The organism is Paenibacillus azoreducens (assembly GCF_021654775.1).
Classification (GTDB): domain Bacteria; phylum Bacillota; class Bacilli; order Paenibacillales; family Paenibacillaceae; genus Paenibacillus_AQ; species Paenibacillus_AQ azoreducens.
In genome coordinates this window covers 5,972,419-5,998,203 of sequence record NZ_AP025343.1, presented here as the reverse complement: position 1 = coordinate 5,998,203, position 25,785 = coordinate 5,972,419, and the positions used below count along the sequence as shown (strand labels likewise).

37 protein-coding genes are annotated in these 25,785 nt (G+C 38.9%); 35 read left to right on the top strand and 2 right to left on the bottom strand.

Features of this window, described 5'->3' with window-relative positions:
• Positions 1 to 14: 14 nt before the first annotated feature.
• The 30 genes from L6442_RS26665 (at position 15) to L6442_RS26520 (ending at position 19,820) form a co-directional block, all read left to right on the top strand.
• Complete coding sequence (locus tag L6442_RS26665; RefSeq protein ID WP_212981384.1) at positions 15 to 755, top strand: ATP-grasp domain-containing protein; 741 nt, start codon at positions 15 to 17, stop codon at positions 753 to 755.
• A gap of 791 nt (positions 756 to 1,546) precedes the next feature.
• Entirely contained in the window at positions 1,547 to 1,957 is a 411-nt protein-coding gene (locus tag L6442_RS26660) for a hypothetical protein (protein WP_212981385.1), read from the top strand.
• Between the two features lie 5 nt (positions 1,958 to 1,962).
• The gene (locus L6442_RS26655; RefSeq protein WP_212981386.1) at positions 1,963 to 2,571 is read left to right on the top strand and encodes a hypothetical protein; all 609 of its coding nucleotides are present in this window, start codon (positions 1,963 to 1,965) and stop codon (positions 2,569 to 2,571) included.
• A gap of 111 nt (positions 2,572 to 2,682) precedes the next feature.
• Positions 2,683 to 3,306 (top strand): hypothetical protein, encoded by a 624-nt coding sequence (locus L6442_RS26650; protein WP_237100096.1) that lies wholly within the window; start codon positions 2,683 to 2,685, stop codon positions 3,304 to 3,306.
• The gene (locus tag L6442_RS26645; protein ID WP_212981388.1) at positions 3,303 to 3,884 is read left to right on the top strand and encodes a hypothetical protein; all 582 of its coding nucleotides are present in this window, start codon (positions 3,303 to 3,305) and stop codon (positions 3,882 to 3,884) included. The genes L6442_RS26650 and L6442_RS26645 overlap by 4 nt, the downstream gene beginning before the upstream one ends.
• 117 nt (positions 3,885 to 4,001) lie before the next feature.
• On the top strand, positions 4,002 to 4,556 hold the full coding sequence (locus L6442_RS26640; RefSeq protein ID WP_212981389.1) for a hypothetical protein: 555 nt from the start codon (positions 4,002 to 4,004) through the stop codon (positions 4,554 to 4,556).
• Between the two features lie 19 nt (positions 4,557 to 4,575).
• The gene (locus L6442_RS26635; protein ID WP_212981418.1) at positions 4,576 to 4,779 is read left to right on the top strand and encodes a DUF2834 domain-containing protein; all 204 of its coding nucleotides are present in this window, start codon (positions 4,576 to 4,578) and stop codon (positions 4,777 to 4,779) included.
• 205 nt (positions 4,780 to 4,984) lie between these two features.
• On the top strand, positions 4,985 to 5,713 hold the full coding sequence (locus tag L6442_RS26630; protein WP_212981390.1) for a tRNA(His) guanylyltransferase Thg1 family protein: 729 nt from the start codon (positions 4,985 to 4,987) through the stop codon (positions 5,711 to 5,713).
• Between the two features lie 12 nt (positions 5,714 to 5,725).
• Positions 5,726 to 6,163, top strand: coding sequence for an ATP-binding protein (locus L6442_RS26625; RefSeq protein ID WP_212981391.1), 438 nt, complete (start codon positions 5,726 to 5,728; stop codon positions 6,161 to 6,163).
• Positions 6,164 to 6,443: 280 nt separating this feature from the next.
• Positions 6,444 to 6,992 carry an RNA 2'-phosphotransferase gene (locus L6442_RS26620; protein WP_212981392.1) on the top strand — a complete coding sequence of 183 codons (549 nt, stop codon included), beginning with the start codon at positions 6,444 to 6,446 and terminating at the stop codon, positions 6,990 to 6,992.
• 54 nt (positions 6,993 to 7,046) lie between these two features.
• Complete coding sequence (locus tag L6442_RS26615; protein WP_212981393.1) at positions 7,047 to 7,451, top strand: GNAT family N-acetyltransferase; 405 nt, start codon at positions 7,047 to 7,049, stop codon at positions 7,449 to 7,451.
• Between the two features lie 618 nt (positions 7,452 to 8,069).
• Positions 8,070 to 8,708, top strand: coding sequence for a FusB/FusC family EF-G-binding protein (locus L6442_RS26610; RefSeq protein WP_212981394.1), 639 nt, complete (start codon positions 8,070 to 8,072; stop codon positions 8,706 to 8,708).
• A 157-nt stretch (positions 8,709 to 8,865) separates the two neighbouring features.
• On the top strand, positions 8,866 to 9,282 hold the full coding sequence (locus tag L6442_RS26605) for a GNAT family N-acetyltransferase (protein ID WP_336513166.1): 417 nt from the start codon (positions 8,866 to 8,868) through the stop codon (positions 9,280 to 9,282).
• Between the two features lie 58 nt (positions 9,283 to 9,340).
• Positions 9,341 to 9,829 (top strand): hypothetical protein, encoded by a 489-nt coding sequence (locus L6442_RS26600; RefSeq protein WP_212981395.1) that lies wholly within the window; start codon positions 9,341 to 9,343, stop codon positions 9,827 to 9,829.
• A gap of 330 nt (positions 9,830 to 10,159) precedes the next feature.
• Positions 10,160 to 10,702, top strand: a complete 543-nt coding sequence (locus L6442_RS26595; protein WP_212981396.1) for a hypothetical protein — start codon at positions 10,160 to 10,162, stop codon at positions 10,700 to 10,702.
• Positions 10,699 to 11,058 carry a hypothetical protein gene (locus tag L6442_RS26590; RefSeq protein WP_212981397.1) on the top strand — a complete coding sequence of 120 codons (360 nt, stop codon included), beginning with the start codon at positions 10,699 to 10,701 and terminating at the stop codon, positions 11,056 to 11,058. Before L6442_RS26595 ends, L6442_RS26590 begins: the two co-directional genes overlap by 4 nt.
• 31 nt (positions 11,059 to 11,089) lie before the next feature.
• Positions 11,090 to 11,650 carry an ATP-binding protein gene (locus L6442_RS26585; RefSeq protein ID WP_212981398.1) on the top strand — a complete coding sequence of 187 codons (561 nt, stop codon included), beginning with the start codon at positions 11,090 to 11,092 and terminating at the stop codon, positions 11,648 to 11,650.
• A gap of 179 nt (positions 11,651 to 11,829) precedes the next feature.
• Entirely contained in the window at positions 11,830 to 12,705 is an 876-nt protein-coding gene (locus tag L6442_RS26580) for a nucleoside-triphosphatase (protein WP_212981399.1), read from the top strand.
• A 42-nt stretch (positions 12,706 to 12,747) separates the two neighbouring features.
• On the top strand, positions 12,748 to 13,248 hold the full coding sequence (locus L6442_RS26575; RefSeq protein WP_212981400.1) for a DUF6933 domain-containing protein: 501 nt from the start codon (positions 12,748 to 12,750) through the stop codon (positions 13,246 to 13,248).
• Positions 13,249 to 13,272: 24 nt separating this feature from the next.
• On the top strand, positions 13,273 to 13,791 hold the full coding sequence (locus L6442_RS26570; RefSeq protein ID WP_212981401.1) for a GNAT family N-acetyltransferase: 519 nt from the start codon (positions 13,273 to 13,275) through the stop codon (positions 13,789 to 13,791).
• A gap of 35 nt (positions 13,792 to 13,826) precedes the next feature.
• Positions 13,827 to 14,396, top strand: a complete 570-nt coding sequence (locus L6442_RS26565; RefSeq protein ID WP_212981402.1) for a hypothetical protein — start codon at positions 13,827 to 13,829, stop codon at positions 14,394 to 14,396.
• Between the two features lie 151 nt (positions 14,397 to 14,547).
• Positions 14,548 to 14,982, top strand: coding sequence for a hypothetical protein (locus L6442_RS26560; protein ID WP_212981403.1), 435 nt, complete (start codon positions 14,548 to 14,550; stop codon positions 14,980 to 14,982).
• A gap of 88 nt (positions 14,983 to 15,070) precedes the next feature.
• Positions 15,071 to 15,934 carry an alpha/beta hydrolase gene (locus L6442_RS26555; protein ID WP_212981404.1) on the top strand — a complete coding sequence of 288 codons (864 nt, stop codon included), beginning with the start codon at positions 15,071 to 15,073 and terminating at the stop codon, positions 15,932 to 15,934.
• Between the two features lie 35 nt (positions 15,935 to 15,969).
• Positions 15,970 to 16,461, top strand: a complete 492-nt coding sequence (locus L6442_RS26550; protein WP_212981405.1) for a GNAT family N-acetyltransferase — start codon at positions 15,970 to 15,972, stop codon at positions 16,459 to 16,461.
• A gap of 49 nt (positions 16,462 to 16,510) precedes the next feature.
• Positions 16,511 to 17,104 (top strand): dienelactone hydrolase family protein, encoded by a 594-nt coding sequence (locus L6442_RS26545; protein WP_212981406.1) that lies wholly within the window; start codon positions 16,511 to 16,513, stop codon positions 17,102 to 17,104.
• Positions 17,105 to 17,266: 162 nt separating this feature from the next.
• Entirely contained in the window at positions 17,267 to 17,842 is a 576-nt protein-coding gene (locus L6442_RS26540; RefSeq protein WP_212981407.1) for a 2-phosphoglycerate kinase, read from the top strand.
• Between the two features lie 54 nt (positions 17,843 to 17,896).
• The gene (locus tag L6442_RS26535; protein WP_212981408.1) at positions 17,897 to 18,289 is read left to right on the top strand and encodes a GNAT family N-acetyltransferase; all 393 of its coding nucleotides are present in this window, start codon (positions 17,897 to 17,899) and stop codon (positions 18,287 to 18,289) included.
• Positions 18,290 to 18,372: 83 nt separating this feature from the next.
• Positions 18,373 to 18,795: a hypothetical protein gene (locus tag L6442_RS26530; RefSeq protein WP_212981409.1), complete on the top strand. Its 423-nt coding sequence runs from the start codon at positions 18,373 to 18,375 to the stop codon at positions 18,793 to 18,795.
• Positions 18,796 to 18,810: 15 nt separating this feature from the next.
• Positions 18,811 to 19,248 (top strand): DUF1801 domain-containing protein, encoded by a 438-nt coding sequence (locus L6442_RS26525; protein WP_212981410.1) that lies wholly within the window; start codon positions 18,811 to 18,813, stop codon positions 19,246 to 19,248.
• Positions 19,245 to 19,820, top strand: coding sequence for an HAD-IA family hydrolase (locus L6442_RS26520; RefSeq protein WP_212981411.1), 576 nt, complete (start codon positions 19,245 to 19,247; stop codon positions 19,818 to 19,820). The genes L6442_RS26525 and L6442_RS26520 overlap by 4 nt, the downstream gene beginning before the upstream one ends.
• Positions 19,821 to 19,939: 119 nt before the next feature.
• On the opposite strand, the gene L6442_RS26515 is transcribed toward L6442_RS26520, so the two are convergent.
• A complete protein-coding gene (locus tag L6442_RS26515; protein ID WP_212981412.1) occupies positions 19,940 to 20,974 on the bottom strand; it encodes a YdcF family protein in 1,035 nt (344 codons plus the stop codon).
• A 276-nt stretch (positions 20,975 to 21,250) separates the two neighbouring features.
• Here L6442_RS26515 and L6442_RS26510 point away from each other — a divergent pair, with 276 nt between their 5' ends.
• The 5 genes from L6442_RS26510 (at position 21,251) to L6442_RS26490 (ending at position 23,967) form a co-directional block, all read left to right on the top strand.
• A complete protein-coding gene (locus L6442_RS26510) occupies positions 21,251 to 21,448 on the top strand; it encodes a hypothetical protein (RefSeq protein ID WP_212981419.1) in 198 nt (65 codons plus the stop codon).
• Between the two features lie 106 nt (positions 21,449 to 21,554).
• Complete coding sequence (locus tag L6442_RS26505; RefSeq protein WP_212981413.1) at positions 21,555 to 21,827, top strand: hypothetical protein; 273 nt, start codon at positions 21,555 to 21,557, stop codon at positions 21,825 to 21,827.
• Positions 21,828 to 21,854: 27 nt separating this feature from the next.
• The gene (locus L6442_RS26500) at positions 21,855 to 22,481 is read left to right on the top strand and encodes an HAD family hydrolase (protein WP_212981414.1); all 627 of its coding nucleotides are present in this window, start codon (positions 21,855 to 21,857) and stop codon (positions 22,479 to 22,481) included.
• A gap of 66 nt (positions 22,482 to 22,547) precedes the next feature.
• Positions 22,548 to 23,390, top strand: coding sequence for a MerR family transcriptional regulator (locus L6442_RS26495; RefSeq protein WP_237100095.1), 843 nt, complete (start codon positions 22,548 to 22,550; stop codon positions 23,388 to 23,390).
• Between the two features lie 100 nt (positions 23,391 to 23,490).
• A complete protein-coding gene (locus tag L6442_RS26490) occupies positions 23,491 to 23,967 on the top strand; it encodes an SAM-dependent methyltransferase (RefSeq protein ID WP_212981416.1) in 477 nt (158 codons plus the stop codon).
• A gap of 237 nt (positions 23,968 to 24,204) precedes the next feature.
• On the opposite strand, the gene L6442_RS26485 is transcribed toward L6442_RS26490, so the two are convergent.
• Positions 24,205 to 25,395 carry an IS256 family transposase gene (locus tag L6442_RS26485; RefSeq protein WP_237100094.1) on the bottom strand — a complete coding sequence of 397 codons (1,191 nt, stop codon included), beginning with the start codon at positions 25,393 to 25,395 and terminating at the stop codon, positions 24,205 to 24,207.
• Between the last annotated feature and the right edge of the window lie 390 nt (positions 25,396 to 25,785).

Sequence of the window (25,785 nt, the reverse complement as noted above, 5' to 3'; positions counted from 1 at the left end):
AGAGAGGTATATTGATGAAAGCGTATATTCAGGCAAATAAAAATGGAGACTTCTACAATGTAAATGCATTTATTGCTAATGAAGGATTCACTTTATTAGGATGGGAGACCATTAAGTTTTATGACATAAAAGAAATTATAGACAATAATCCAGAAGATTTAGTTGTTGGCGGAATTGGTAATGTGAGAAAACGTCTTGCAATATTGGGTATAGAAAGAAAGCAAGGAGAGATAGATTATCCTAATTCCTTATCTAGTTATTTTGGCAGAAAAATATGGACTACAACTATTCAGGAACTTTTTGAAAATAAACAGAATTGGAATGTTTTTATAAAACCCAAAGATGTAACGAAAAAGTTTGCTGGCAAAGTTGTTAAAGAATATAAAGATTTTATAGGATTGATTGGAGAATATGAGGATACGAATATTTGGTGTTCAGAAATTGTTGATTTTATAACTGAATGGCGTTGTTTCATACGATATGGAGAAATACTTGATATCAGGTATTATAAAGGTGCTTGGGATTCAAAATTAGATTTAAGTGTTATTAGAAATGCTGTTAAGGATTTTGTTGATGCGCCAGCAGCATATGGTTTGGATTTTGGAATTGACCGAGAAGGAAATATGAAGCTGGTGGAGATTAATGATGGTCATTCTCTAGGGACTTATGGTATCGACGCGGTAAACTATGCAAAATTTCTTTCAGCTAGATGGTCAGAATTAACGGGAACTACAGACTATTTAAGAAACTTATAATTTTAAGGGCGGGTGTACTGTCTTCTTACGACTCCTTTGATCCGCCCAACAGTTTAGTAAGCGGTTTCGAGTGGATGCGAAGCTAAGCGGCAAAGTTAACCGGATGCATCTCGCTTCCATAAGCCTCTCGGGTTCGTAGATACCAGAACCTTATACGAAACACTTTGAAGAGAGGCGAGGTGAAATATGAACAAATCAGAATTAACTCAAAAAATGATTATACTTATCATTCTTACAATTATATGTTTTATATTTGGTCGCGAGGTTTTTGATAGATTTGATGGAGAATTCTTTAGTCACTCAACTGTTCCCCTGGAATATTCGTTAATATTTATTCTATTGTTGATTAGTATTGGAATAACGCTTAGGTACATAATTGAAGGCATATCAGTTTATAGTGCAATCATATTGTGGTGGCCTTTGGTACATATTACTCTTATCATTTTATGTTCAATTATAGGAATGGTTTTGAATATATTCTCAGTCCTAGTCCTATATTCTATAATAATTTTACCAATCAATTTAATGGGTGAAGGCATCTCCTTAGGATTTCAGATAAATCACATATTTATCCAAAGAGATCAGAACGAACTATCAACAACTTTGTTAGCACTACTGATTAATCTGATTATCATCATTTATGTTATTAGTGAAATATCGAAAGATTATTTAGCGAATCTTTTTATGTAATTCAATAGGTCTAGCCAGAATTTGGCGAGGTATTTCAACAGCGGGAAACGAGTTCAGATCGGACACATATAGATGTTTGCTGGTAAGGGGGAATTACAATCATGTATGGAGTAGTTGCAAATGTGGTAATAGATAAGCAGCTTAAAATTGGAGCGAAAGTATTTATCCTGTATTGTCATGGAATGGCTAGGAGCCCTAAAGTATACGGTATGGCAAGAGGCGGTAGAAGAATAGAAAAGTATATTTCATATAAGAAACTACATAAATTTAGAGCACAATGGCTTCCTGAACATATTAGATCAAAAGTGGTTTGGAAATATGATGATAGAAGAGATGCTGAACGATTTGCTAAATTGTTAGAGTTGAAATGGACTAATGTTCGTTTATTTGACGAGGAAGGAAATCTGATTAGAGAAGGCATATCAGAGAATGAAGCAGATAATATAGTAAGTAATTTAAAATTTGTTAAGAGGGAATTTGTCGCCTTACAGTACTCAACGGATGTGGAGTGAAAAATATGAGCAAACCATATACAAAAGCCGTAATTATTGAACCTTATTATGAGTGTCCTATTTGGATTGAGAACGATGTAACACGTAAGGAATATGCCAAATTAGATGCTGAAAGTAGTGAAGAAGATGTTGTATTATTTTTAATTCTTTTATTCGGATATAACAATATTAATGTAAAACAATCCCTGGAAGAATCATTTAATGAACTCTTTAAAGAAGAAGGTGTAGTTCTTTCAGGAGGTATTGGTTTTTTTGAAGAAAACAATGTAATTTTGCCTAGTTGCTGTTGTGGTTTAGAAGATTGGAGTGAGGTTTATGACTCTGTTAGAAATAAGACAAGCCCTTGGTTAGGACATGATCCGAATCCAGGGATGACATATAGTGATAATCGAGTCAAGGTGTGGCCGGATGCTCCCGACAGATCGACGGTAACACAAGAACTACGCTTTATAGAATACGAATACGAGGAATTGCTGAGAAGCCTAGAAAAGACAAAAGAAGAATTGATTGGTTTTATTAGAGAACCACTATTTAGATGGGTAAATGATAGAAGTGAAAAAATTGCAATTGAAATGATGAGAAAAATGGATGAGTGGTTTCTTAGAAAGTTTTAAATTTCTTCAACGATGGCAACTGCGTTATGGCCACCTTACGAAGCTTAAAGTTCTCGTGTTCGTGAATCTAGTAACGTTGTTGGAAATAAAATGTATATTAAGGAGTTGAAGATGAAGTATTCGAAGGAAGAATTAGGTCTAATGAAGGCCATTGATCAGCATGTTAAGACCAAAAAAATAACATACTACAAAGCAATACCTCAAGAGCTTTATCAAAAGATCAAAGATATAATGAAAGCTAAAAATTTTAGAGGATCTCTACAAGAATACTTTGAATTTTTGGGCTACATTTTTATACCTACTTCTAAATATCCCAAAGATACAAATGATATAATCCGTTTGCTTATGCAACACTTCCCAAGTAGATATGTCACTAACCTGGAAAATATTGATAGGAATTTATATTATATAATCCAGGATAAAGCGCTGCAAAATAAGGTCGATATTCCGGAATATTTAAATAAATTAGGTTTTAATTTTGTTTTTAATAGTAATATTTATCCGCACCCTCCTACATATTATATTGGAGCATCAGAGAAGGAATATATTAATCGGCTAAATAAATTATTCCCGGAAGGAACTATTGTTATTGAAGAACTAATAGAAAAAGACAGTTGGCTATTTAAAAGTATCAATTATCTAAGGCAAATCCGCTCAATACAAACCATTGATGAACAATTGGAGCTTTTTGGATATAAGGTACTTAGAAGATGGAACGGTTTTAAGGAGACATGATGAGAAAAAAGCCCATATATATTATTTTAGTACTATTAATTTTGTGCTCGGTAACCTATTTTTTTACCTCCCAATTTGGATACTCATTTAATGAAAAATCAGTTCTTCTAAAGTCATTCCCGTTTCAAAATGGTCATGTGGTTTACCAAAAAGAATTCGGTAATAACAAAATAGTCATTTGGGATACAGGTGACAAGAAATATGCGAAAGTAGTTAAAGTTGCATGGGGCATGCTATATCAGGTAAGAAATATTTCTGAAATGCTGCCTAGAGAGCCGAACGATTTTATTAGTCGAACCTGGTCAGCCAGTTTAAATTCAACCGGACGATATGAAACAATATTTGCTGTTGAAGCAAAGAACCCGGATATCGAAAAAGTTATAATCAGTAACGATAATATAGATCATAAAATCTCCGATCAGTTAAAAGAAATAAAGCAAAAGTCTTCTGTATATATCGAATTGAAAGTGCAGGATGGTTTTGCTGTGTCCTATAATGAATTGCCTATGAATGATGTAGGGAATTTTGTTTTTAGGGGTCTTGATCATAAAGGACAGATAATAACTGTAGGAAGATAAAAGCCACTCGCGGCCAGGCGCTTCGTTTTTTTGAAGCAGGAGGGATTGGATACAAGAACGTTATAAGAAAGAAATCCACATTAAAAAAAAGCTTCTCAAAAATATCCGGGAGGTTCTATGGGCACAGACATTTGGTTTTTTGTTGAGAAAAGATACTACAGAGAGGAATATGAAGAGATTGATGGTACTTGGAGAAAAACTGAAAAGAGTAAAGAAGAATTAAATAGTAACGCTATTTGGTTAAGCGCTGATAAGTGGAAAGTGAATCCTTATTACTACCTGTATCCAGAATACAGAACCTGCAAATTAACACCAAGTGACCCTCATGAATTTTACAATGAAGATCGGAACTATGATTTATTTAGTGTTTTATCGAACACCAGAAATGATCAAAATTTAAATTTTATATCTTTACCAAGAGGTCTTCCAGGGGATATTTCTCCTGAATTGAATGAAGTCGCATTTGAAAATAAAAATGATTTTTATGATCATAGTTGGCTATTGCTGAAGGAGTTAATTGCTTTCAATTGGGATCAAAAATATTATTGTGATCAATTTATGGAGTACCGAAATATTAAGGAAACCTGTTCGGGTTTTATCAATGAAACAATTCCAAAATTATTGAAGTTGGGAGATCCGGAAGATGTAAGAGTGATTTTCTGGTTTGGTTAGTCAGTCAGCCCAAACACGAATGGGTTCTTTTGCTTGGTTAGATGTCATCGTATCGGTGGTCGTATTAACAGCATTTATTTTATATGAAAGCAAACGGATCAAAATGGGATTGAGACTGTTGTGGATCCCGATCATTGGGACTTTTACGGTTGGTGTCTCATTTGGATTGCCTATTTTTTTATTCCTAAGGGAGTTACACATTGAAAAGAAAAAAGTCAGTTGAATACGGGTAATGAGAAGGGCTATATTTACCAATAAAATGAGGCAAGATGATAATACCTTTTTAGGGGAGGATTTTGCAAAAATCCCAAAAGCGACTTCTAATCAAGCAATATATAGATCGAAACGGTTTAGTTCGTCTATATATTCTACCCGGGAGCGTCTGTAATCGAATTTTGTAAATCCTGAAGGGAATGAAAGGAGAAATAATGAAAAAAGATGACTTTGGCAACCGTATGAAGGGTTATGAAAATATATTCAGGCAAACCCTTCCTCAGAGGCTCCCATTAATAATACGAATAGATGGTTCTCATTTTCATACTTATACCCGTGGAATGAAAAAACCTTTTGATGAGTTATTAACCAAGGCATTTTGGGAGACGTGCAAATACTTAGCTCAGAATATAATGGGCTGTAAATTAGTTTATCATCAAAGTGACGAGATATCTGTACTGCTGACCAACTATGATAAGTTAACCACCCAATCTTGGTTTGAAAATAATCTTCAGAAAATCGTTTCCGTGTCTGCGTCTATGGCGACTGCCAAGTTCAATGAAGCGATTAAGGAATATTATCCTGATAAACCGCTTGCCACATTTGACAGCAGAGCTTGGGTTCTGCCTCATGATGAAGTCACGAATTATTTTCTCTGGAGACAGCAAGATGCAACGAAAAACAGTATTTCTATGGTTGCACAAGCTAATTTTCCTCATCATGAACTCCAAGGTCTAACCGGCAAAAAGCTTCAGGATAAGTTATTCTTGGAGAAGGGAATCAATTGGAACGACCTGCCTATTTGGCAAAAACGCGGTGTATGCATAACTAAACAGTATTATAAAAAAGGTGAAGCTACCCGGAGCAAGTGGGATGTGGATTTTGAAACGCCGATATTCAGTCAACATCGGGAATATATCAATCAATATGTTTATCTCGGGTAAGGATGAGTAAATATGGAATGTGTTATCTTTATTGGAATTCAAGGTTCTGGTAAGTCGACCTTTTATAAAGAGCATTTTTTTAAAACACATATGCGAATCAACCTTGATATGCTGAGAACAAGAAATCGTGAGGATATTTATTTAGCCGGCTCAATCAAAGCCATGCAGCGATTTGTGGTTGACAATACCAATCCAACGATCGACGATAGAAGAAAATATATAGAAATTGCCAAGAAGTATAAGTTTAAGGTGATAGGCTATTACTTTGAGCCTGACTATGACTTGTCTTTTTCAAGAAATGAGATGAGGCAAGGTAAGGAAAAGGTTAGCGAAGTGGCGATTAAGAGTACTTTAAAGAAGCTGCAGAAGCCTACGTATGCTGAAGGTTTTGATGAACTGTACACAGTTAAATCAGCAGATGGAGAGTTTTTGATTGAGAAGATGGAATGAAAATTTTAAATATTTTGATTATGTAAGTTGAACTAAAGAAATAGACGAGAATCAGGCAAGAGGGTTCAACATTCCAAAGAAGGATCATTTTAGAATATTGAACCTAGGAGAAATGATTCTGAAGAAGCGCAGCGTTCGCCTTTGTGAGCGGATTTTGACCATGAGTTAGTGTTAATCAAAAGAAATCTGCGAGCAAGAGCGATCGTAAGAACATTTCACCCGGCTGCCGGCTGCCTTCATCGTGAAAATCATTAGTTCAACTTATATCTAAGGAGATAAAATGTTAAACAGAAAACAAGAAGAAAGCCTTAGTAAATTTATGAGCAAAATCCTAAGACATACACCGGAACAATTCGGGCTCGACCTGGATCATGAAGGCTATTGTGATATTCAGGATCTGCTCAACGGAATTAAATCAGAGAAAAGATGGTCTAATGTTAGTGAGGCAGATATCCTTCAAGTTGTAGAAAATTGCCCAAAACAAAGATATGAGATTGTGAATGGATACATAAGAGCCAACTATGGACATAGTACGGGAAGACTGGAGTATAAAGAATCTATTCCGCCAGCAATTTTGTATCACGGGACAAACACTAAAGTCAGTAATAAAATCCTCACTGAAGGAATTAAACCCATGGGGAGAAAGTATGTGCATCTGTCAGATACACTGGAATTCGCTGCCTTAGCCGGCAAAAGACGCGGCGAACTCGTTATTCTTGAAGTGGATACGGTAAGAGCTTTAGAAAACCATGTTAAGTTTTATGTTGCAAATCATGGCGTATGGCTTGCTGACTATGTACCTCCACAATACCTTAAGGAGTTTAATTAGAAGGATAGGGAAGGGAAAAATCAAGTCATTAAAAATAATTGGGGGAATATCGCTGTGAAGATCGAAGTTGCAATAGAATCAGATTATCAGTACCTTTTTGAAAGAGATAGTCATATTGCCGAGTCATTGATAAGAACTAAAATTAGAGATCATGAAATTTTCATTTTCCGGGAATCTAATCAAGAAATCGGATGGATGAGGTACGGATATTTTTGGGACAATACCCCGTTCCTGAACATGATATGGTTCGATGAAGAATACCGGGGGCAGGGAAATGGTAAGGAAGCTGTAATATATTGGGAAGAACTTATGAAACAGAAAGGCTTTGAAGTCGTAATGACTTCGACTCAATCCAACGAGGATGCGCAGCATTTTTATCGAAAACTCGGCTATAAAGATGTTGGCTGTTTATTGCAAGAAAATGATCCTCTTGAAGTAATTTTGTTAAAAAAGCTTTAAAGACAACATATGACCCGGCCTAGGATAGAAGTTATCTAAGGGCGGGTCTTGTTGTATTGTTTGAAATTATAATATAAATGCAGGTGTTATCAACTTGAGAGAAGCTCACTCGAAACTTTCTGTCGACTTGAGAAAGGAGAAAAAATCTTGGAGACCATAACCTTTATTTTGTCGCTCGTTTTAGGCTTGTTTTTCGGCATATTCGTAGTGAAGCTAGGAATAGACAACTCTCAAAGTAACAAATACACCAAAGAAATATTAGAAGAATTGAGAGAGATTAAGGAACTTTTACGTGAACGTCCCCCACTTGATTTATAAAAAAACGGCAGGGTGCTGGGAATATGATCCGAAATGGTTAGCGATCCATTTATCAAGTTAAATTGCACTGACTGGAAATTCCATGCTATACTTTTCGCATGAAATATGATTGGGGGTTTTACAGATGGCAATGCCGAATTGCTCATTTGCTAGGAAGTCCTCATGCAAAGCCTGATCTGGGGCGATACTTTGCGTGAGGTGCGATGGATGGATTAGAGTCGCCCAAACTTATCTTTATCGTTTCTAATAACAGGCTTTGCACCTTATGATCATTTATGAATAAATAAGGGGCTGAAAGCTATGAGTACACCATTTATTAGAAACCATCAGTATAACGTGATTAAGAAACAAACGGAATTTCTTCTGAAAACACTGCGAACCGTCGCGGATCGAAAAGTCTTGGAGACCGTAAGGTTCCGTGCTGCAGCGAACATTGTCGAAGCATTTGATGACCTGACAAAGGATCAGCAGCAAATGCTGGAACAAATTACGACCTTCGAGACGGCATATGATTTCCAGAGATATCTAAGCGCATTGGAACCGTACCTGGAGCCATATCCGCCGATTACGCTAAAACAAATTCAGAAGCTGTTCCCTAAGCATAAGAAACTGAAAGTGCCTGATTTACAATCCATCGACTTTCGATATGTGACATATCTAAGCTGGGTAGATATTGCCACGGGCAGATTGTTTATTGTCTATCCGTTCGAAGGACAGTTCATCGGCATCGAGGGAAGAATCACGCCGACGAACAAGAAAGGGTACTGCTTGTTCTGCAATCGGCATCAAGAGCTTGCATTCCTCACTGTCAGGACCAAGGCTTCGCTGGATAACTATTCTTCCATTGGCCAATATGTATGTATGGAAAGCCATGGATGCAATCAGGGCATTACCAATACAGAGGCACTGGAGAAATTCATTCTCTCAGCGCGTAAATAACGCTACGAAACAAAATAGGCTGCCTTCAAAGCAGCCTATTTTTCTATATTTTATAAAATCAACGAAAAACGTTAACAGCGAGAAAGGACTATCATCTTAAATGAACCCATTCACCATTAAACCTATTAATTAAGAAAATTGGGAAGAAGCAGTTGAGATATCAATACATAAAGATCAAGAAATATTCGTACCGTCTGTTATTGAGTCGTTAGCTTTTGCTTATATTAAGCCATGGGATGAAGCTTTTGACCCGTATATTATTTGTTATGAAAATAGAATAGTAGGATTCTTTTATTTGTCATATACACCCGATAGCACGGATAACTATTGGATAGGCGGATTTCAAATCGATAAGAAATATCAGGGGAAGGGATATGGGATCCTCGCTCTTTTAGAGATACTCAAGTTCATTAGTGAAACGCACACACATTGTAAAGTTGTTTCATTAACAGTCGAAAAAAATAATGAACCTGCTAGACGATTATATGAAAAAGTGGGATTTATTAATCAAAACAAAGAAAATCAATCTGGCGAGATTATTTACAAGTTAGGTTTAGAGCCCAAATATTATTGAGGAACAGTTCTTTGTCAGAGATCGTACCGAAATCAACAGTAAACGATGGAGTATACACATGAAAAAAATCGAAGAAATCCAGAAATTTTTAGAAGATGAATGCGAGTTTTTTGATGGCTGCGTGTCGTCATACTTGGAGTTTACGGAGGAACCAATCAAAGATGTGTTTCAATCGGACCTCAGAGCATTTTATGATGATGAAGCCAAATCATGGCTCCCAACACCCAAAAAGGTGATTTTCTTTGAACTCATTAAAATTTCGGATTGGAGAATGCAAATTAATTCGGAACTCAAGGCGTTTTTTCATTTAAATGAATATGAAAGACAACCTGAGAAATATGAAGCAGAACTTAAGCTGTTGATTGAATCAAGAGATCAGAAGATCGAAGAGTTAATTGGTCTGCTTGATGAATTGCTAAATGAACAAGAATATGAAGTGTTTGAACTGGATGTCAGGTTGGATGGCTACTATGCGTGTTACTCCAAAGATTTTATTTTTAAAGTGGAGAAGAGTTACTACTTATTAAGGGCTCAGATACATGATTGAGAAATATCAGAAAAAATAGGGGGTTGATTCCCTAACGAAACTACAGATCTCTATTTGGGATAAAAACAGTCTTAAAGCACTTATTTAGCTTAATAACGATACACAGTTTCGCTAGAATTTCAGTAAGCTTATTTTGCAGCAAATAGCGATACCATGTTTCGTTAGAGATGAACTTTCAACTGGTGAACTATCATCCCTCAGCAGACATGTGTATAATAATGGAAGTAGCTTGGTGAATTAACGACTCAGCCTAAGACAAGAGAGATCAAAGGCTGGGTCATTTTTATATAAATAGGTTGCGTGTAATTGCCGAACTAAAGGAGTAGGGAAATGAATCAAATATCGATGCCAAGTCCTCTTGAAGAATTGATAGAGCCATTAAGAATGACAAATCAATCTACTTCGGTATTTATAGAGACATTGGTAATAAGTGGATCTAAGATCGCTGCAACGGATCGGGAAAAGGAATTTATTATCTGGCTTGCACAAAAAGATCAAAACGTCATAGGCCGGGGAGTAGTTGGATTCAATATCGAAGAAATGCCATGGATTGAAGATGATTTTCCGGAAATGAAGAGCTTTATGTTGGAGTGTATAAGAGGGGTCATTAACAAACTTCAATGGGAGTTATTGAACGATGAGCCAAACGAGCAGTGGATTAAAGATACATTCGAACATTTCGGAACAATGATTGAATTATTTGAAGAGAAATTTGTAAATGCAGAAAATTATATAGAATGGTCAACTCCTGATGAAGGTGATGATCACCCGACAATACCTAGAGGATATCCGAAATGTGCGGAACACTCCGTCTATTTATCATGTTTTGGCTGTTTAATATGTAATTCTAACAAAGGAATGAACTTCAAATGAACATTATATTAGCAATAGCGCTTATGATTTTCTTTTCTGCTGATCATCCTATTGATTCAATCCATTCTGTCAAGGAAGATACGGCTTCGATAAGTCAAGAAAACACGAATAACTTAAGTGAGGAAGCAGCCGGACAAAAAGCGGTTGATCTCGTGGCAGCCAAGTTAAAGGCAAAATACAATGCGGATACGGATGACTATTCCATTGAAAATGAATCATATACAGTAATGTTGAATCCGATCGGCTTTACGCCTGCAGGAGAATATGAAGTTCGGGTAAACCCTAGCTATTATCCGCTTTCTGTACTTCATTATTTCTTTGTGGATCTGGACAAGGAGACCGTGAGAGAAGAATGAAGCTATTAAGTAAAGAATGGGGTGCCCCTTAATGAAGAGATTCGTCATCATAACAGTCGGTAAAACCCATAGCGGGAAAACAACATTTGCCAGGACGCTGGAACAAAAGCTGCATAATTCAGTTGTGATTGACCAGGATAACCATGCGGAATTCATCAATACATATTACAAAAACTTGCGGCCAAAACGAGGACCTAATACGATCAAATACGCCGTCACTCAAACCATTGTAAATCACGCTGTAAATCAGACGGATTTCCATCTCATTCTTTGCAATTCGAATCGTGCTCGTCAAGGCCGACTCCATTTGCATAATTATTTTCAAGATCAAGGGTTTACAAGAATATTGGTTCATTTTAATCTTCCGGATCATGTTCTTAAAGAGCGGGTTGCTAAAAGTCAGCGCAGTACAAATGTTTTTAGGAATGCTTCTTCTTTCGTGGAAGTGCTTATGAAGCAGCAGGCCGATTCTCAACATGCGGATATGGCAGCGCCTGCAGAAAATGAAGCCGACCATTTTTTTGTCATCCAAAACTCTGATGAAGTTGAGAACGTTATTCAGAACATTGTGAGTATTGTTCAAAGTATATGAATTAAGGATTTGAAACGACATGACGCATTGGATGATTGTATGTTAATCGGACAGATTTTTGAAAAAGTTATGCGAGAATATGAGGAACAATCAATCGCAGATTTTAGAATTACAGAACCGCTTAAGGTCAAGAGATTCGTAATTCCGGCAATGTACCTCAAAGAAGGAATGAACATTAAATGACAAATGAAGAAAAAAAACAGATTGAAGAACTTGTATCCATCCTGGAAGATGTGATCCATGAGAAAATTCCAATCCATTTGGGATGCTGTCAACTTTCCGGTTTGTATCATAGTGGGAATCCATGGGTTTGGAGTGATTTCGATGAATATTATAGCAAGCTTAATGACATACCTTTACCCAATGAATATGGGTTATGGAATGAAGAAGCATTAAACACAAAATTAACGAAATTAGATGAATATAAAAACGAAGTCCTTCGCGCTGCTCAACAGCTATTAAATGAATTAAAAGTTTATATGAGTGCTGCTTTAGCATGTAATAAAAACGGAGATGGAGATTCGGGAAAAAACGTATTTTTACTGACAGGAAAACCACGGATGGGCAAGTCTACTTTAATTAAAAATATGATTCATCGCCTTGGTTCTGAACGTTGCGGTGGCTTCTATACTGAGGAAATACGGGATGATAACGAACGAATCGGTTTTAAGTGTGTGGCTGTCGACGGAGGGAGGCTAGAAATTGCAAGTATCAAAAATAACAGCACCTTTAAAATCGGAAGATATGGTGTCGACGTAAAGGGGTTCGAAGATTTTGTTATTCCGTTATTAGAATCATCATTGCAATCAAAAAAAGTGATCGTTATTGATGAAATAGGTTTTATGCAGATGTTATCCTTACCATTCCAAGAATGGATTCGAAAAATCATATTTGACCATCAACATGTTGTTCTTGGAACGGTTCCTGTAGACAGCCATACAGAGATAGATAAGATTAAAAATCATTTTAGAGTAAAAATCATTCATATTAATGAAGACAATCGTGATACGATAGCTGATGAAATCATGCAAATGATTTTAACGAAAATCGAGTAATTATTAAAATAGTCAAGCGACTTATACAAAGGATGCGACGTTATGTTGGTACTGAGATTGACACAATCACTATTAAAAGATATGAAAGCAGCAGCAATAGAAGATTGCGAGTCTTCCCTATTATTCAGTTGGCATGCGAACATGTATCAGCTGAACAATAGAAAACATATTATTTTCATGAATGATCTTAGTCGATTAAGCGTCATTGTTGACGAGGTAAGAAGTTCACAGCTTGAAAAAATGAAGGAGAAATTTAAAACGACTTTATCCGAATACCTGAGAAACGAAGGCGTAAGCCAAAGTCTGATTAAACAGTACTTTTTGGAAGGATCGGAAGTGGTGATTTCAAAAACGAATAGCCGCAGTGTTTTGGGAACGATGAAAGAAGTAATTTGGTATACGCAAGATACGCATCTGGAATATGCCGACCATATCGGCCGGATGAAATGGTTAAACAAATTGATTTATAAACCTATTGACTATAAAGAACCGAGGGATGTGTTTAAAGAAGCTTTAAAAACAAGATATAGCCATTCGAAATAAAAGATTCAGAAGGAAGATGATATAATGACTGATCTATCTATTGAAATCGTATCGCAAGCGAATGCCAATGAGATTCTGGAGTTTGAAAAAGAAAACCGGGATTATTTTGAGACATTTGTTCCTTCGCGGGGGGATGAATATTATGAAACGGATAATTTCCACAAAATAATCAACAGCATTATTGAAGAACAGCTCCAAGATCTTTGCTACATGTACATCATCCGTAATAAGGAAGGCGAAATGGTCGGCAGGGTGAATATAGTGGACATCGCCTTGGAAGAGTGCAGAAAAGCGGAACTAGGTTATAGAATTGGCCGAAAACATTGCGGGAAGGGATATGCCACGGCTGCTGTCAAGCTCGCAGTGACTGAAGCTTTTGACCGCCATCGAATTGATCAATTAAAGGCTGGAACATCGCCAACCAATATTGGCTCGCAAATCGTGCTCATCAAAAACGGGTTTGAATTCGTCAGCAGACAGGAAAAAGTGATGCAGGTAAACAACCGCTGGGAAGATAGCATTCATTTTGTGAGAAAAAAATAACCTATCAACTACGATAAGATTGTGAGGATATAACATTGAATAAATTATTGAAAGGTATCCTTCTTGCAGCAGCCATTATTATACTTATCATAGCGGGAACCTTGTTGTTAACCAGAGAAAAACAGCCCCAATATTCGTACATACCTGGAAAATTTACTGCACAGGATTTAGGTTTTTTTGACAAAAAAACAGGGAGCATGATTTCCCTTGGAATGAAGCAGCATGAAGTGGAACAAGTGCTTGGTACTGGTGAAGAAAAGAAAGAAAGTATTGAGTACGCGGGAAAATTGGAAGTTTATTATGTGGATGACAAAGCAGCAGGTATAAGGTTATGGACAGACGAACCCCAATCAAGATATGTAACAACAAGGAATATTGGGAAAGGTTATTCATTTGATGAAGTCAAATCCGTATACGGTGATCCGAGTACGCAAGCAGAAGATCACGTCGGTTATATTTTTGAAGATCATGGAGAAGAAACCTATTTCCTTCATCCGGACATCAAAACGATGACAGATGAGAGCAAACAAAGAGCGTACTTTATGGAATTTAAATCAATAGACTCGAAGTCGGATATTGTCATTATGAAGTTGGATGCATTTTAAAGAATTTTTAATAAAATAATATCTGTGATCAAAGAGTAGCACTGCACCATCAAGACACCAATCCGCCCCGACCTAATGGATATGAGCATCTAAGGCCGGGGTGTTTTTGTAGATACAAAGCAACTTTCATATATAAAGGAGGCCTGCGTTTATGAATTCGGTATATAATCAGCTCGTTGTTGAACCCTTAACCGGAAATTTGCGAGAGGATATATGTAGCTTTCTGGTCAACAATAAATGTCCGAAGACTGCGGAACACTGCATGAAGGTCGGGGAAATGGCCAGAGATCTATTTCAAATTCGGGATCAAGAAATCCTCGGCGCAGTCGGTTGTCACACCACATTAAAAAAGGATTCTACTTTATTGGACAAGGTTTTATTTGTAGCTGATAAAATCGAATGGGATCAAAGCGGCACACCGCCTTATTTGCAGCAGATCATGGCGCAGCTGGATCGTTCTTTGGAGCATGCGGCATTTGCATACATCCATTTTTTATGGGAGCAGCGGGAAACGCTAAGGGTTGTTCACCCTTGGCTTCGGGATGCGTATTTTGAGTTGGAAAAGCGAACGGACTATGTAAGTTGAACTAAAGAAATGGATAAGGAAATAGCAAGAGGGAGAAAATGGTTCAACTTATATAGACCCAGTGCGATAATAAAAGGAGGTTATAAACATGAAAGACACCAGAGTCTATAAGCAAACGGATCACTGTTCCATAAGTGCCGATATCTATGATCAAGGCCCGGGTTCGCCAGTTATTATATATATCCATGGAGGCGCTTTAATTTTCGGGACAAGAACATGGCTGTCTTTGGAACAAATCGAGTATTTTACGCGTTCCGGTTTTAGTATCGTCAATATCGATTATAGGCTGGCGCCTGAAACGGATTTTGTATCCATTATTGAAGATATCCGGGATGCAGTGGAATGGGTAAGAACAATGGCGGTAAAATGGTATGATTTTGACGTTCATAAAATGGCGGTCATGGGCAGCTCAGCGGGCGGATTCCTTAGTTTATTAACAGGAACAATGGAGATCAAACCTAATGCCATCGTTTCCTTGTATGGATATGGCGATATTTTGGGCGACTGGTTCGCGCAGCCGAGTGAGTATTATTGTAAGAGGCCCATCGTGAGCAGAACCAAAGCATTGGAGTCTGTGGGGGATAAAGAAGTGACGAATGGCGTATGGGAAAGATTCGATTTTTATCTTTATTGCCGCCAGCAAGGCGTCTGGGTTCAAGAAGTAACTGGACTTGATCGCAACAACGATTCCGACGAACTCATAAAATACAACCCAATCGATAATATATCCGAAGATTATCCCCCAACATTACTTCTTCATGGGGATCGAGATACGGACGTTCCTTATGAGCAATCATTTTTTATGCATGAGAAATTAAAAGAGAAGGGGATCTATTCCAAGCTAATTACAATTGAAGGCGCCGACCATGTGTTTGACCAACATTTTAATGATCCTATGGTTCAGAATGCTTTTAAGGAGATTGTTGATTTTCTAAGCTTGAGATTGAAATGAATGGCAGCAAGGCAGTATGAATGGAGGACAAGGGAATGGAAGCTTACGAGAATTTGCAGTTTCAACCTATTACTGAAGAAGATATTGCCGTTTTAACTGAAATCATGACCCGCGCCTTTGATTTGGATACACAGCAATTTTTGGGCCAAGCAAAGGGAGGGCCTACTGGATATGACACGGGCGAATTTATAAGGAAATGGGCGCTGGAATCACCTACCCAGTCTTATAAGGTCTTATTGGATAAGAAGGTAATCGGGGCTGTTATTGTATGGATTAACGAAAACAACGAAAACTATTTAGGTAATTTATTTGTCGATCCGTTGCTGGAAAACCGCGGGATTGGGCTAGCCATATGGAGATACATAGAACAGAAGTACCCGAACACAAAAAAATGGCTGACGGATACTCCGGGTTATTCCAAAAGAAATCATCATTTTTACGTGAATAAATGTGGGTTTAAAATCGTAAAAATCGTGAATCCGATGAATCGGGAAGATGAGATGTACGTGTTGGAAAAAGAAATGTAGGTGAGCTATTCTAAAACCTGATAAAACATAAAAGAAAGATGTGAGCTTCATGAATAAGCGTTTCTCTCCCCAATCTTTAGTCATTATTTTGCATGAAATATATGGGATCAATGATCATATTCGTTTTTTCAGCGATGAGCTGACGAAAGAAGGTTTCGATGTAATCGCTCCGAATTTATTGGACAGGGGAGCTTTTCCTTATGAGGAAGAAGAGCAAGCCTATCAATATTTTGTGAACGAAATCGGCTTCGATCAATCACTTCATAAAGTGAAGCAAATCGTGGAAGAACAGCGCAAAAAGTACAATCGGATCTATATCATTGGCTTTAGTATCGGTGCAACCACTGCCTGGCGCAGCAGCGAATGCGGGGTGGATGGGGTCATTGGATATTACGGATCGCGAATTAGAAATTATTCAGAGGTAGAACCGGAATGTCCAACATTACTATTTTTCTCCCAACATGAGAAGTCATTTAACGTAATGGATTTAGCGGAAAAGTTAGAAACGAAAAAAATGACCGACATCGAAATTGTTGAAGCTGAACACGGGTTTATGAATCCTTTTCATAAGGCCTATAAACCTGAAGAATACAAGAAATGCATGGAGGCTAGTCTTCATTTTCTTGGAAAAATTCAATTTTAAAAAACATTTTTTGGAACAAATACGTGACTTATACGCATCAAGGTCCCGAATCAAAGCTTGTCAGTTCCTGACTATATGGGAAGAGCCGTTACGGCTTCATAGAATGGATATATGATGTGTCTCTAAAAATGCTGCGCAAACATACTTAAAGGAGCTATTTTCATGATTATATTAATCAGCGGTAACAGTTGTACAGGTAAAACGTATATGTCTCAACAATTGTTAGAAAAATATCAAATACCTTATCTTTCGATAGATCACTTAAAAATGGGTTTGTATCGGGGATATAACAATTGCGGGTTTACGCCGCTTGATCCCGATGAGGTGATTGGTGAGAAATTATGGCCGATGGTAAAAGCGATGATCATGACGAATATCGAGAATAATCAGAATCTGATTATGGAAGGCTGTTATCTGCTGCCGGAATATGTGAAGGAAATTGAACAAAAGTATCCGGATGATATTATTTCGGTTTTTATCGGGTTTTCTCCTGGTTATATACAAGAACATTTCAGCGACATCGTAAAATATAGAAACGTCATCGAAACCCGCCTTTACCCGGAAGACCGAATGATTGGGGAACATATCCAAGCCCATGATGAATTTAGGACGAACTGTTTAAAACATGGTGTTAAATATTTTGAGATTGACCGGAATTATGTAGAGGAAATGCAGCAGGTTTATGATTTTATCGATCATCGAATCAAGGCGGCTGATGAAATCGAAAGCTCCGTATAAGCGCGTTACAAGAAATTGAAATCAACAACAATAAATGAGCAAGGAGGCCGCCCAATGGATATCAAATATACCTCAGAACTGCCAACAGAAGAAAATATATATGATTTGTACGAGGATCTTGATTGGAATAAATTTTTGCAGCTTAATAAAGAGCGGCTGCTGACGGCCATGAAACAAAGCTGGTACGCTATCTATGCATATCACGATGATCGCTTAATCGGTACTGGAAGAATCGTTTCTGATGGCATCATCAATGCTTACTTTTGCGGGTTGGGAGTTCATCCCGACTATAGGAATAAAGGGATCGGATCGGAAATTACACGTCAGTTAGCAGAACGTTGCCAAAAAGAAAATCTGCATCTGCAGTTTTTTTGCGAAGAGGGATTGGTACCGTATTATGAGAAAATGAATTTTAAAGTTTTTGCAGTTGGAATGAGAGGGGAATAGAAGATTGATCTCGTCGCAGCAGGTCCCCGACTTTGGAACACAAAAAAAGGACATAAAAGAACCGCTAATTGGAGGTCCAATAAATGCAAAGAAACTTAAAAAACGACATTATAGAAACTGCTGAAAATTTCACTGACAACTTTTCGGATAAGGCTAAATTCGATTTTAGTGTGGAAAGCCTGCAGGATGTAGATGCTATGTTAGATGAGTTACGTGATTTTGAAATTGATGAAGACTATTTGAATTCTGCCTGCTCCATGGTCGGAAGTTATATTTTTGAGGTGGCAAGAAGGAACTTTGGCGGCGAATATTATTGGGGCCAAGACAAAGAGCAGCCTGTTCTCATTACCGGAGAACCTGCATTTTCCGTTTCGATTTATGCTTTTGACAAAGTGAGGGGGAGAATTGTAAACGGCGAAGAAGACAATATCCCCTATTACTTTGAAGGATATGTTAAGGCCGTTCAAAAAGGCAAGGAAACAGGATATTGCGCAACCATTGTTTAGCGGAGGAAAGCGAATATGTATGAACTAAAAACAAAAGAAACCGACAGCAGTGTCATCGAATTCATCGAAAAGATCGACAATCTGAAAAAACGCGAAGATGCGTTTAAACTATTGGATATTTTTACCGAAACGACAGGTTATAAAGCGAAAATGTGGGGAACCAGCATTATTGGATTCGGATCGTATCATTATAAATATGAGTCCGGTCATGAAGGAGATGCGCCGCTCGTTGGCTTTTCCCCCCGGAAAGCGAAAATCAGTTTGTATTTTGCAACGGGTGATACAGGGCGGGAGGAGCTGCTGCAGAAATTCGGAAAACATACCTCAGGAAAAGCGTGCGTGTACATCAATAAAATTGCTGATATCGATATTGAGATTTTAAAAGCGTTAATAAATCGGTCGGTTGCGTTTTTGCAGAAGACCTATCCACAAGGCGGGGGTGCTAACGATTGAATATTTTATGGGATTTTGATGGGACCTTGTTTAATACATATCCTGCTTATACAGCTGTGTTCAAAGAAGTGTTAGGTGACGAGGGTATAACGGAAGAAGAAGTGATGTCTCAACTGAAAATTTCATTCAGCGATGCAGAGAAACATTTTCGAATGACAGAAGGGGAAATGAAGGAAATACGTCATAAAATAGCATGTCTGCCGCCTGATGCCTTTCGGCCGTTTGCTGGGGTTGAGGAGGTTTTGAAATACGCTCAGATCAATGTCATCATGACGCATAAACTCCGGGAAGAAGTTCTGGCCGTACTGCAGCATTTCGGCTGGGATACATATTTTACGGATATGGTGGCCGGTGACGACGGTTATCCAAGAAAGCCGGATCCTGCATCGTATCAACACCTCCATAATCAATACCATATCGATCTCGTGATTGGCGACCGGGAACTGGATATACTGCCGGGGAAGGCGCTTGGAATCAAAACCTGCTTGTTTCAGAATGAGTGCTCAGGCGCAGACTTTTACATGGAGGATTACGCGGAATTCGCGAAAATCCGGGAACATTTTGCTGGCTGAGTTTGTTGCTCAGGCATTGTAGCGCAAAGAACGTCCCGGGAAATCTCCAATAAAGGAAGAGGGACGTTCATAAGGGGGACATTTGATTACTACGACAGGGGTAAGACAATACAACCTTCTTATGAAACTAAAAAGGAAATGATCGTGATTATAATTGAAAAAGCTAAAATGGTCCCCACTACGATAATATGACGTTTGCGGTTCATGACCAGAATAGCTATATATTCACGAATCATTGCATTGGGCCAGTAATAAAACGCCGTTTTGGATCCGATGCCTTGGCTTTTTAATCCCGTTTGTTTTGCATACAAGCCGGCACGGAAGAGATGGAAATTATTGGTCGTAAAGATGCTGTTATATTTGCCGTTTTTTAAGGAGTCCATGATTTGTTTGGAGAAAAGCATATTCTGATACGTATTGACAGAACGGTCTTCTTTCAGCGTATGTTCCGGAGGAATTCCTTTTTCGATGGCATATTTTTGCATAGCCTCGGCTTCCGAAAGATTTTCATCAGGACCTTGTCCACCAGAGAAAATAATTGTAGGCGGATAAGCAGCCGAAGCTTGTTTCCGATAAAAATCAATAGCCTTATCAATTCTGCTTGCTAAAAGCGGCGGTACTTTGTCGCGAATTAAGCCGCTTCCAAGAACAATGATAAAATCCTGGTTATATTTTGGTTTATTAAATTGATAAAGGAAATACGCGCTTAAGAAATTTGTTAAACTAAAAAAGAAATAGAATACAATCAGCGATCCCCCGGCAAACAAGGGCCGGAGATTAGGAGACAGGAACCGTTCCGGATTAACAACCGAAAATAATAACAATAGCAAAAGACCTAAACCCAAAATTAAAGTTAAACAATTCGAAAATCGCCGGCCTTCTTTTTTCATCAAAATTCTTGCATTAAGAAATAACCCGACGCATAAGGCGAGGATTCCGAAAGTCGATAGAAAAAGAAGAACGATAAATAAGGGTATCAGGATCATGACTCTAAAAATAACAATGGGAGTTGTAACTGCAAAATAAATGCCGGAAACCAGCAGTGAACAGCAAAACATATTGAATAAAAAACCGTTTATGATTCTCCTAGGATCCGATAAGTGAAATATTAAGAAAATGATGAATAAAATAACGGTAAAAACCCCGAAAATCATAATGTTTGCACACACCTCGGCCTCAATTTTATGTATTCGTTTTGAGTATATATTTGAAAAACCTCATCATTGTAATATATAAGTCATATCGACACAACCCTGGCTTAAGTCCTTATAATGAGTTTCAACCGTATCGGATAATAAAATACATAACAGCACATGACCCGGCCCAATATCAAAACAATCCAAGGCCGGGTTTTCGCCGATTCCGATTAAATATGCCCAAACCAACTGGATGGATGACATCCAAGCCGATAACTTTAGGGAGGGAATATTGTGAGTACATTTTTATTTTGGATCAATGTACTAAGAAACGCATTCGTGACATTTTTTCAAGATGGATTATGGGCATTGGCTTTCTTCTTTTTGCTGCATAAAACATTCGAAAGCGGAAAACTGATGAGAGTGTCCAGAGTGGCGGTCACCGCCGTATTAGTGCTTTTATTTCTGCATGCTTTTTTCAGAAGCATATAAATAAGCCCGGATGGGTCTGTCGCTTTAATAACAAACCACGCTAAGGAGGGAGCCTAATGACTCTGTTGGTGATTATTGTCCTGATTATCGGGGGAGGAAGAGCCTGATGATTATTTTATTCATCATAGGACTGGTAACAATTTATGTTTCCCTATTAAATTTTAAGAGATTTGACCGTGTGCGTATGGGCTTAAAAAGATTCATTATATTTTTTATGGTGATTCTTTATGCGCTGGGCTTGATCATGTTTCTGAAAAATTTTGATGCGAAGGATTTTAAAGACAATGCATTTTATGTACTTATTGTAGCCGCATTATTTATTGCTATTGACGGCATTGTGAGATATAGAAAAAAACAGGATCAGAATAACCAGCAGTAAAAATACCAACAGGAAGAGGATACCTAATTGTACACGACAATTATATTTGATGTAGATGGCACATTACTTGATACGGAACAAGCAGTATTAGGATCGCTGCAAAAGATGTTGGAGACGGATTATAATCAAAAAAGCGATCTGGAGGATTTAAGATTTGCGCTTGGAATCCCGGGAGCTAATGCATTGCCGCAGCTGGGGATTACCGACATCGAGCAGGCGAATGACCGCTGGAATTATTTTCTGAAGGATTTTATGGGTAGGGTGAAGGTATTCGGCGGGATTTTGGATGTAATGAAGACATTAGACAGCAAACAAATCACGCTGGGGATCGTCACTTCCAAAACGACGGAGGAGCTGAGAAATGATTTTGTGCCCTTTGGCTTAATGGGATATTTGCCCCATATTGTGTGCGCGGATGATACGGAGAAGCATAAACCCAATCCGGAGCCGTTATTAAAATTTATCGAGATTTCCGGCGCCGATCCCCAAAAGGCTCTCTATATAGGCGATACCCTCTATGATTATGAATGCGCGCGCGATGCGGGAATCGACTTTGCTTTGGCTCTTTGGGGCTGCAGGAATCATGAGGAGATCCAGGCCAGATATAAATTGGCGGAACCCCGTGATTTGATGAGGCTGATTCAAGAGATTTGATCTGGTGTCTGGATTTCTATCGCTGGTTGCTGCATCAGTATGATGCACCTATAACAACAGGAGATGGTGACTATTTTTAAAATAGGGGAATTCTCGAAGCTGACTCAGGTATCCATCCGGATGCTGCGTTATTATGACGAAACCGGCTTATTAAAACCCGCGCAAATCGATAAGCTGACCGGCTATCGGCATTATTCGGTGGAACAAATCCCTGATCTGCAAAAAATCATTTTGCTTCGCGATCTTGGATATAACGTGGCGGAAATCGCGGTGGCATTAAGCAATTGGAATGATGGCTTTTTAACCGAGCAGCTCAAACAAAAAAGACGGGAAATCGAAAACACCATCAGGCAGGAGAAGGAAAGGCTTGCGAAAATGGATGCCGCGCTTTCGAGTATCGGAAAAGACGAAATATCGAAGCAATACAATTTTATGCTCAAACAAGTTCCAAGTTATCCGGTCGTTTCTGTGCGGCGGGTCATCCCGAATTATTTTTGCGAGGGAGAATTGTGGGGGGAACTTACTTCTATGATCACATGCGAAAAGATCGACATTGCTCCTCAAATCCCAGGCATCGCCATTTATCATGATCAGGAGTTTAAAGAGGAAGACGTCGATGTGGAGGTATGTTTGGTTGTACGTCATTTAGGGCGTAACCAATCAGGGATTGCACATAGCCAAACCGAGCAAGTTGATCTGATGGCATGCGCCATGGTTTACGGACCGTTCGAGAATATTAAAAATGCTTACTTGTCTTTTGCCAAGTGGCTAACGGAGCATTCAGTCTATCGTATGGCGGTACCAAGCAGGCAAATATGCCATCGCAACTATTGGAATGAAACATCCCCGGATCAATATTTGACGGAAATCCAGATTCCTCTAGGAAAATTCATTCAGAATCGGACATGAAAAAATAAGCCAACGAGTCCTTTCCCTGGATGTTGACTCTCACATAGTGGTAGGGATTACGCTGAAATGGCCAGCGAAATTCAATCTTGGAGGGAATGCGATGAAGTCATTTTATGTAAATCCTGTGGGGGAAATTCGTGTCCGGGGCGGGGAGATGTTAATTGAACTAGGTAAAAAGTATATTCCCGCATTAAAAGAGTTGAACAGTTTCAGCCATGTCAATGTATTGTGGTGGTTTGACGGATTTGATACCGAGGAAGCCAGAAGCCATTTGGAAAGTCCGCAACCCTATAAAAATGCACCGGACATCATAGGCGTTTTTGCAACCAGATCTCCGGTTCGTCCTAATCCGATCGCCTTGACGACTGTGCAGATATTCGATATTGATTTTGAAGAAGGTGTCATCCAAATTGCTTATATTGATGCTGATGACCGAAGTCCCGTCCTTGATTTGAAGCCATACACGCCAAGTCTGGACAGAGTCGAACAACCTCAAGTGCCTGAATGGTGCAAGCACTGGCCTAAAAGCATAGAGGAATCGGCTGTATTTGATTGGGGAAAAGAGTTTAATTTTTAAAGTCGCTAACCTACGCTGCTTCAGTCTTGGTTTTATATGCTGCCATATGCAAATATAAGTGATGTTAATGGCATGTGAGAAAGCTTTTTCAGACAGTTGATCATGTGATCGGTAGCGTCAAGAAGTTTGTGTAAGCACACAGCAGGTAAACTTAGGAAACGACAACACCAACGTAGTTGAATGATTTTTTTGTGGTGGTGGAGGACATAGCCCAAGCGAAGGCGCGGGAGCTTGGTTTTAGGATTCATCTTCCATGGACGAAGGATACCGCTCCTCAAAAAGACTCCGCAGTTCCTGTTTCGTGTCCGGGACACCAAAGCCTGGGATAATACGGTCCGCGTAACGCTGGTTGTACTCCACTACATCCAGGTACACAATCTTCTCTACAGCGTCTAGATTGGTTAAGCTGTTCATTGGCTTCAGACGCTTCCGGATTTCTTTGTTCATCCGTTCGATGGGATTAGAAGTGTAAATGGCTTTTCGAATGGCGACAGGATACTTGTAGAAGGTTAACAGCGTAGGCAGATTATTCTCCCACGACTCGATCTCCCTTGGGTATTTCTTGCCCCATCTGGCTTTGAGTGTATCAAAGGCGGCCATAGCCAGATCGTGGTCAAGGGCGTTATAGACAGTCTTCAAGTCGTCGAGAAATGCCGTCTTGTCTTGTACACGGATTTTCGGAAACGTCGACCGCACCTTATGAACCACACAATGCTGCACGTCGGCCTGAGGATAGGTTTCACGGAAGGCATCGTCCAGTCCAGGAAGGCCGTCAAATACACCAAGCAGCACTTCCTGGGCACCGCGTCGGTACAAGTCTTTCAAGACATCACGCCATCCATTCGAACTCTCATGTCCGCCTACGTAAAACCCGAGGATCTGGCGGCGACCTTCGTCGTCAATTCCCATGGCAAAGTAAATGACCTCGCCGCTTACCGTACTACGCTTGAGCTTCACATACAGGCCATCCAAGTAGATGACAGAGTACCGCTTGTTCAATTTTCGCTGATGCCAATTCTCGATATCCTCCAAGACTGTAGCGGTGATGTTGCTGACTGTTGTCGGCGAATAGTGGCTGCCGAACATGCTTTCAATGAAACGGGCGACATCTCGGGTACCCATGCCGCTTTTGTACATCTGAATCACGGCTTCTTCCAGCCAACCGTCCCGTCTTTGGTAGGGCTCAAACACATGCGTTTGAAAATCGCCGTTACGATCTCGGGGCACTTGCAGGTCTTCTAGGTTTCCGTACTTCGTGTGCAGATTACGCTTGTAGTAACCATTGCGACTATTGCGGATCCCTTCTTGTTCATTTTCCATGAACTGTTGGATTTCCGCTCGCATGATGGTTTCCAGATTCTCTTTTACAAATTGAGTGACAAGATTTTCAAATAGATTGTTGAGTATGTTTTCGGGTATCATATTCATCGAGTAGGGTTCCTTTCTTGGTGACTTCGCAATCCCGAGAATACCCTACTTTTTTATGTTTTGGATAGACTCCAAATCATGGTACACAACTTATTTTACGCCGCCTGTGTATGCTTAAAAGCTGGGGAAAAGATGCATTTTTGCAAGCTTTCTAGCCATCATTGCCTGGAACGCTAAAAAAGATGCACTTTCGCAACTTTTCAGATGGAACAGCCAGTCAGCCAGTCATTTTTGTCATGTAGGAATTTGCTAAAAACCAAAAAGCGAATTCAAGAATCCATTTCATTAATGCCGCTGTTCAAAATGCCCGTAATATTATTCATTATAAAATGGAGTCCATTTACAGGAAATGATTTTATTTTATTGATAAAATTTATAAAAAGGTTGTAC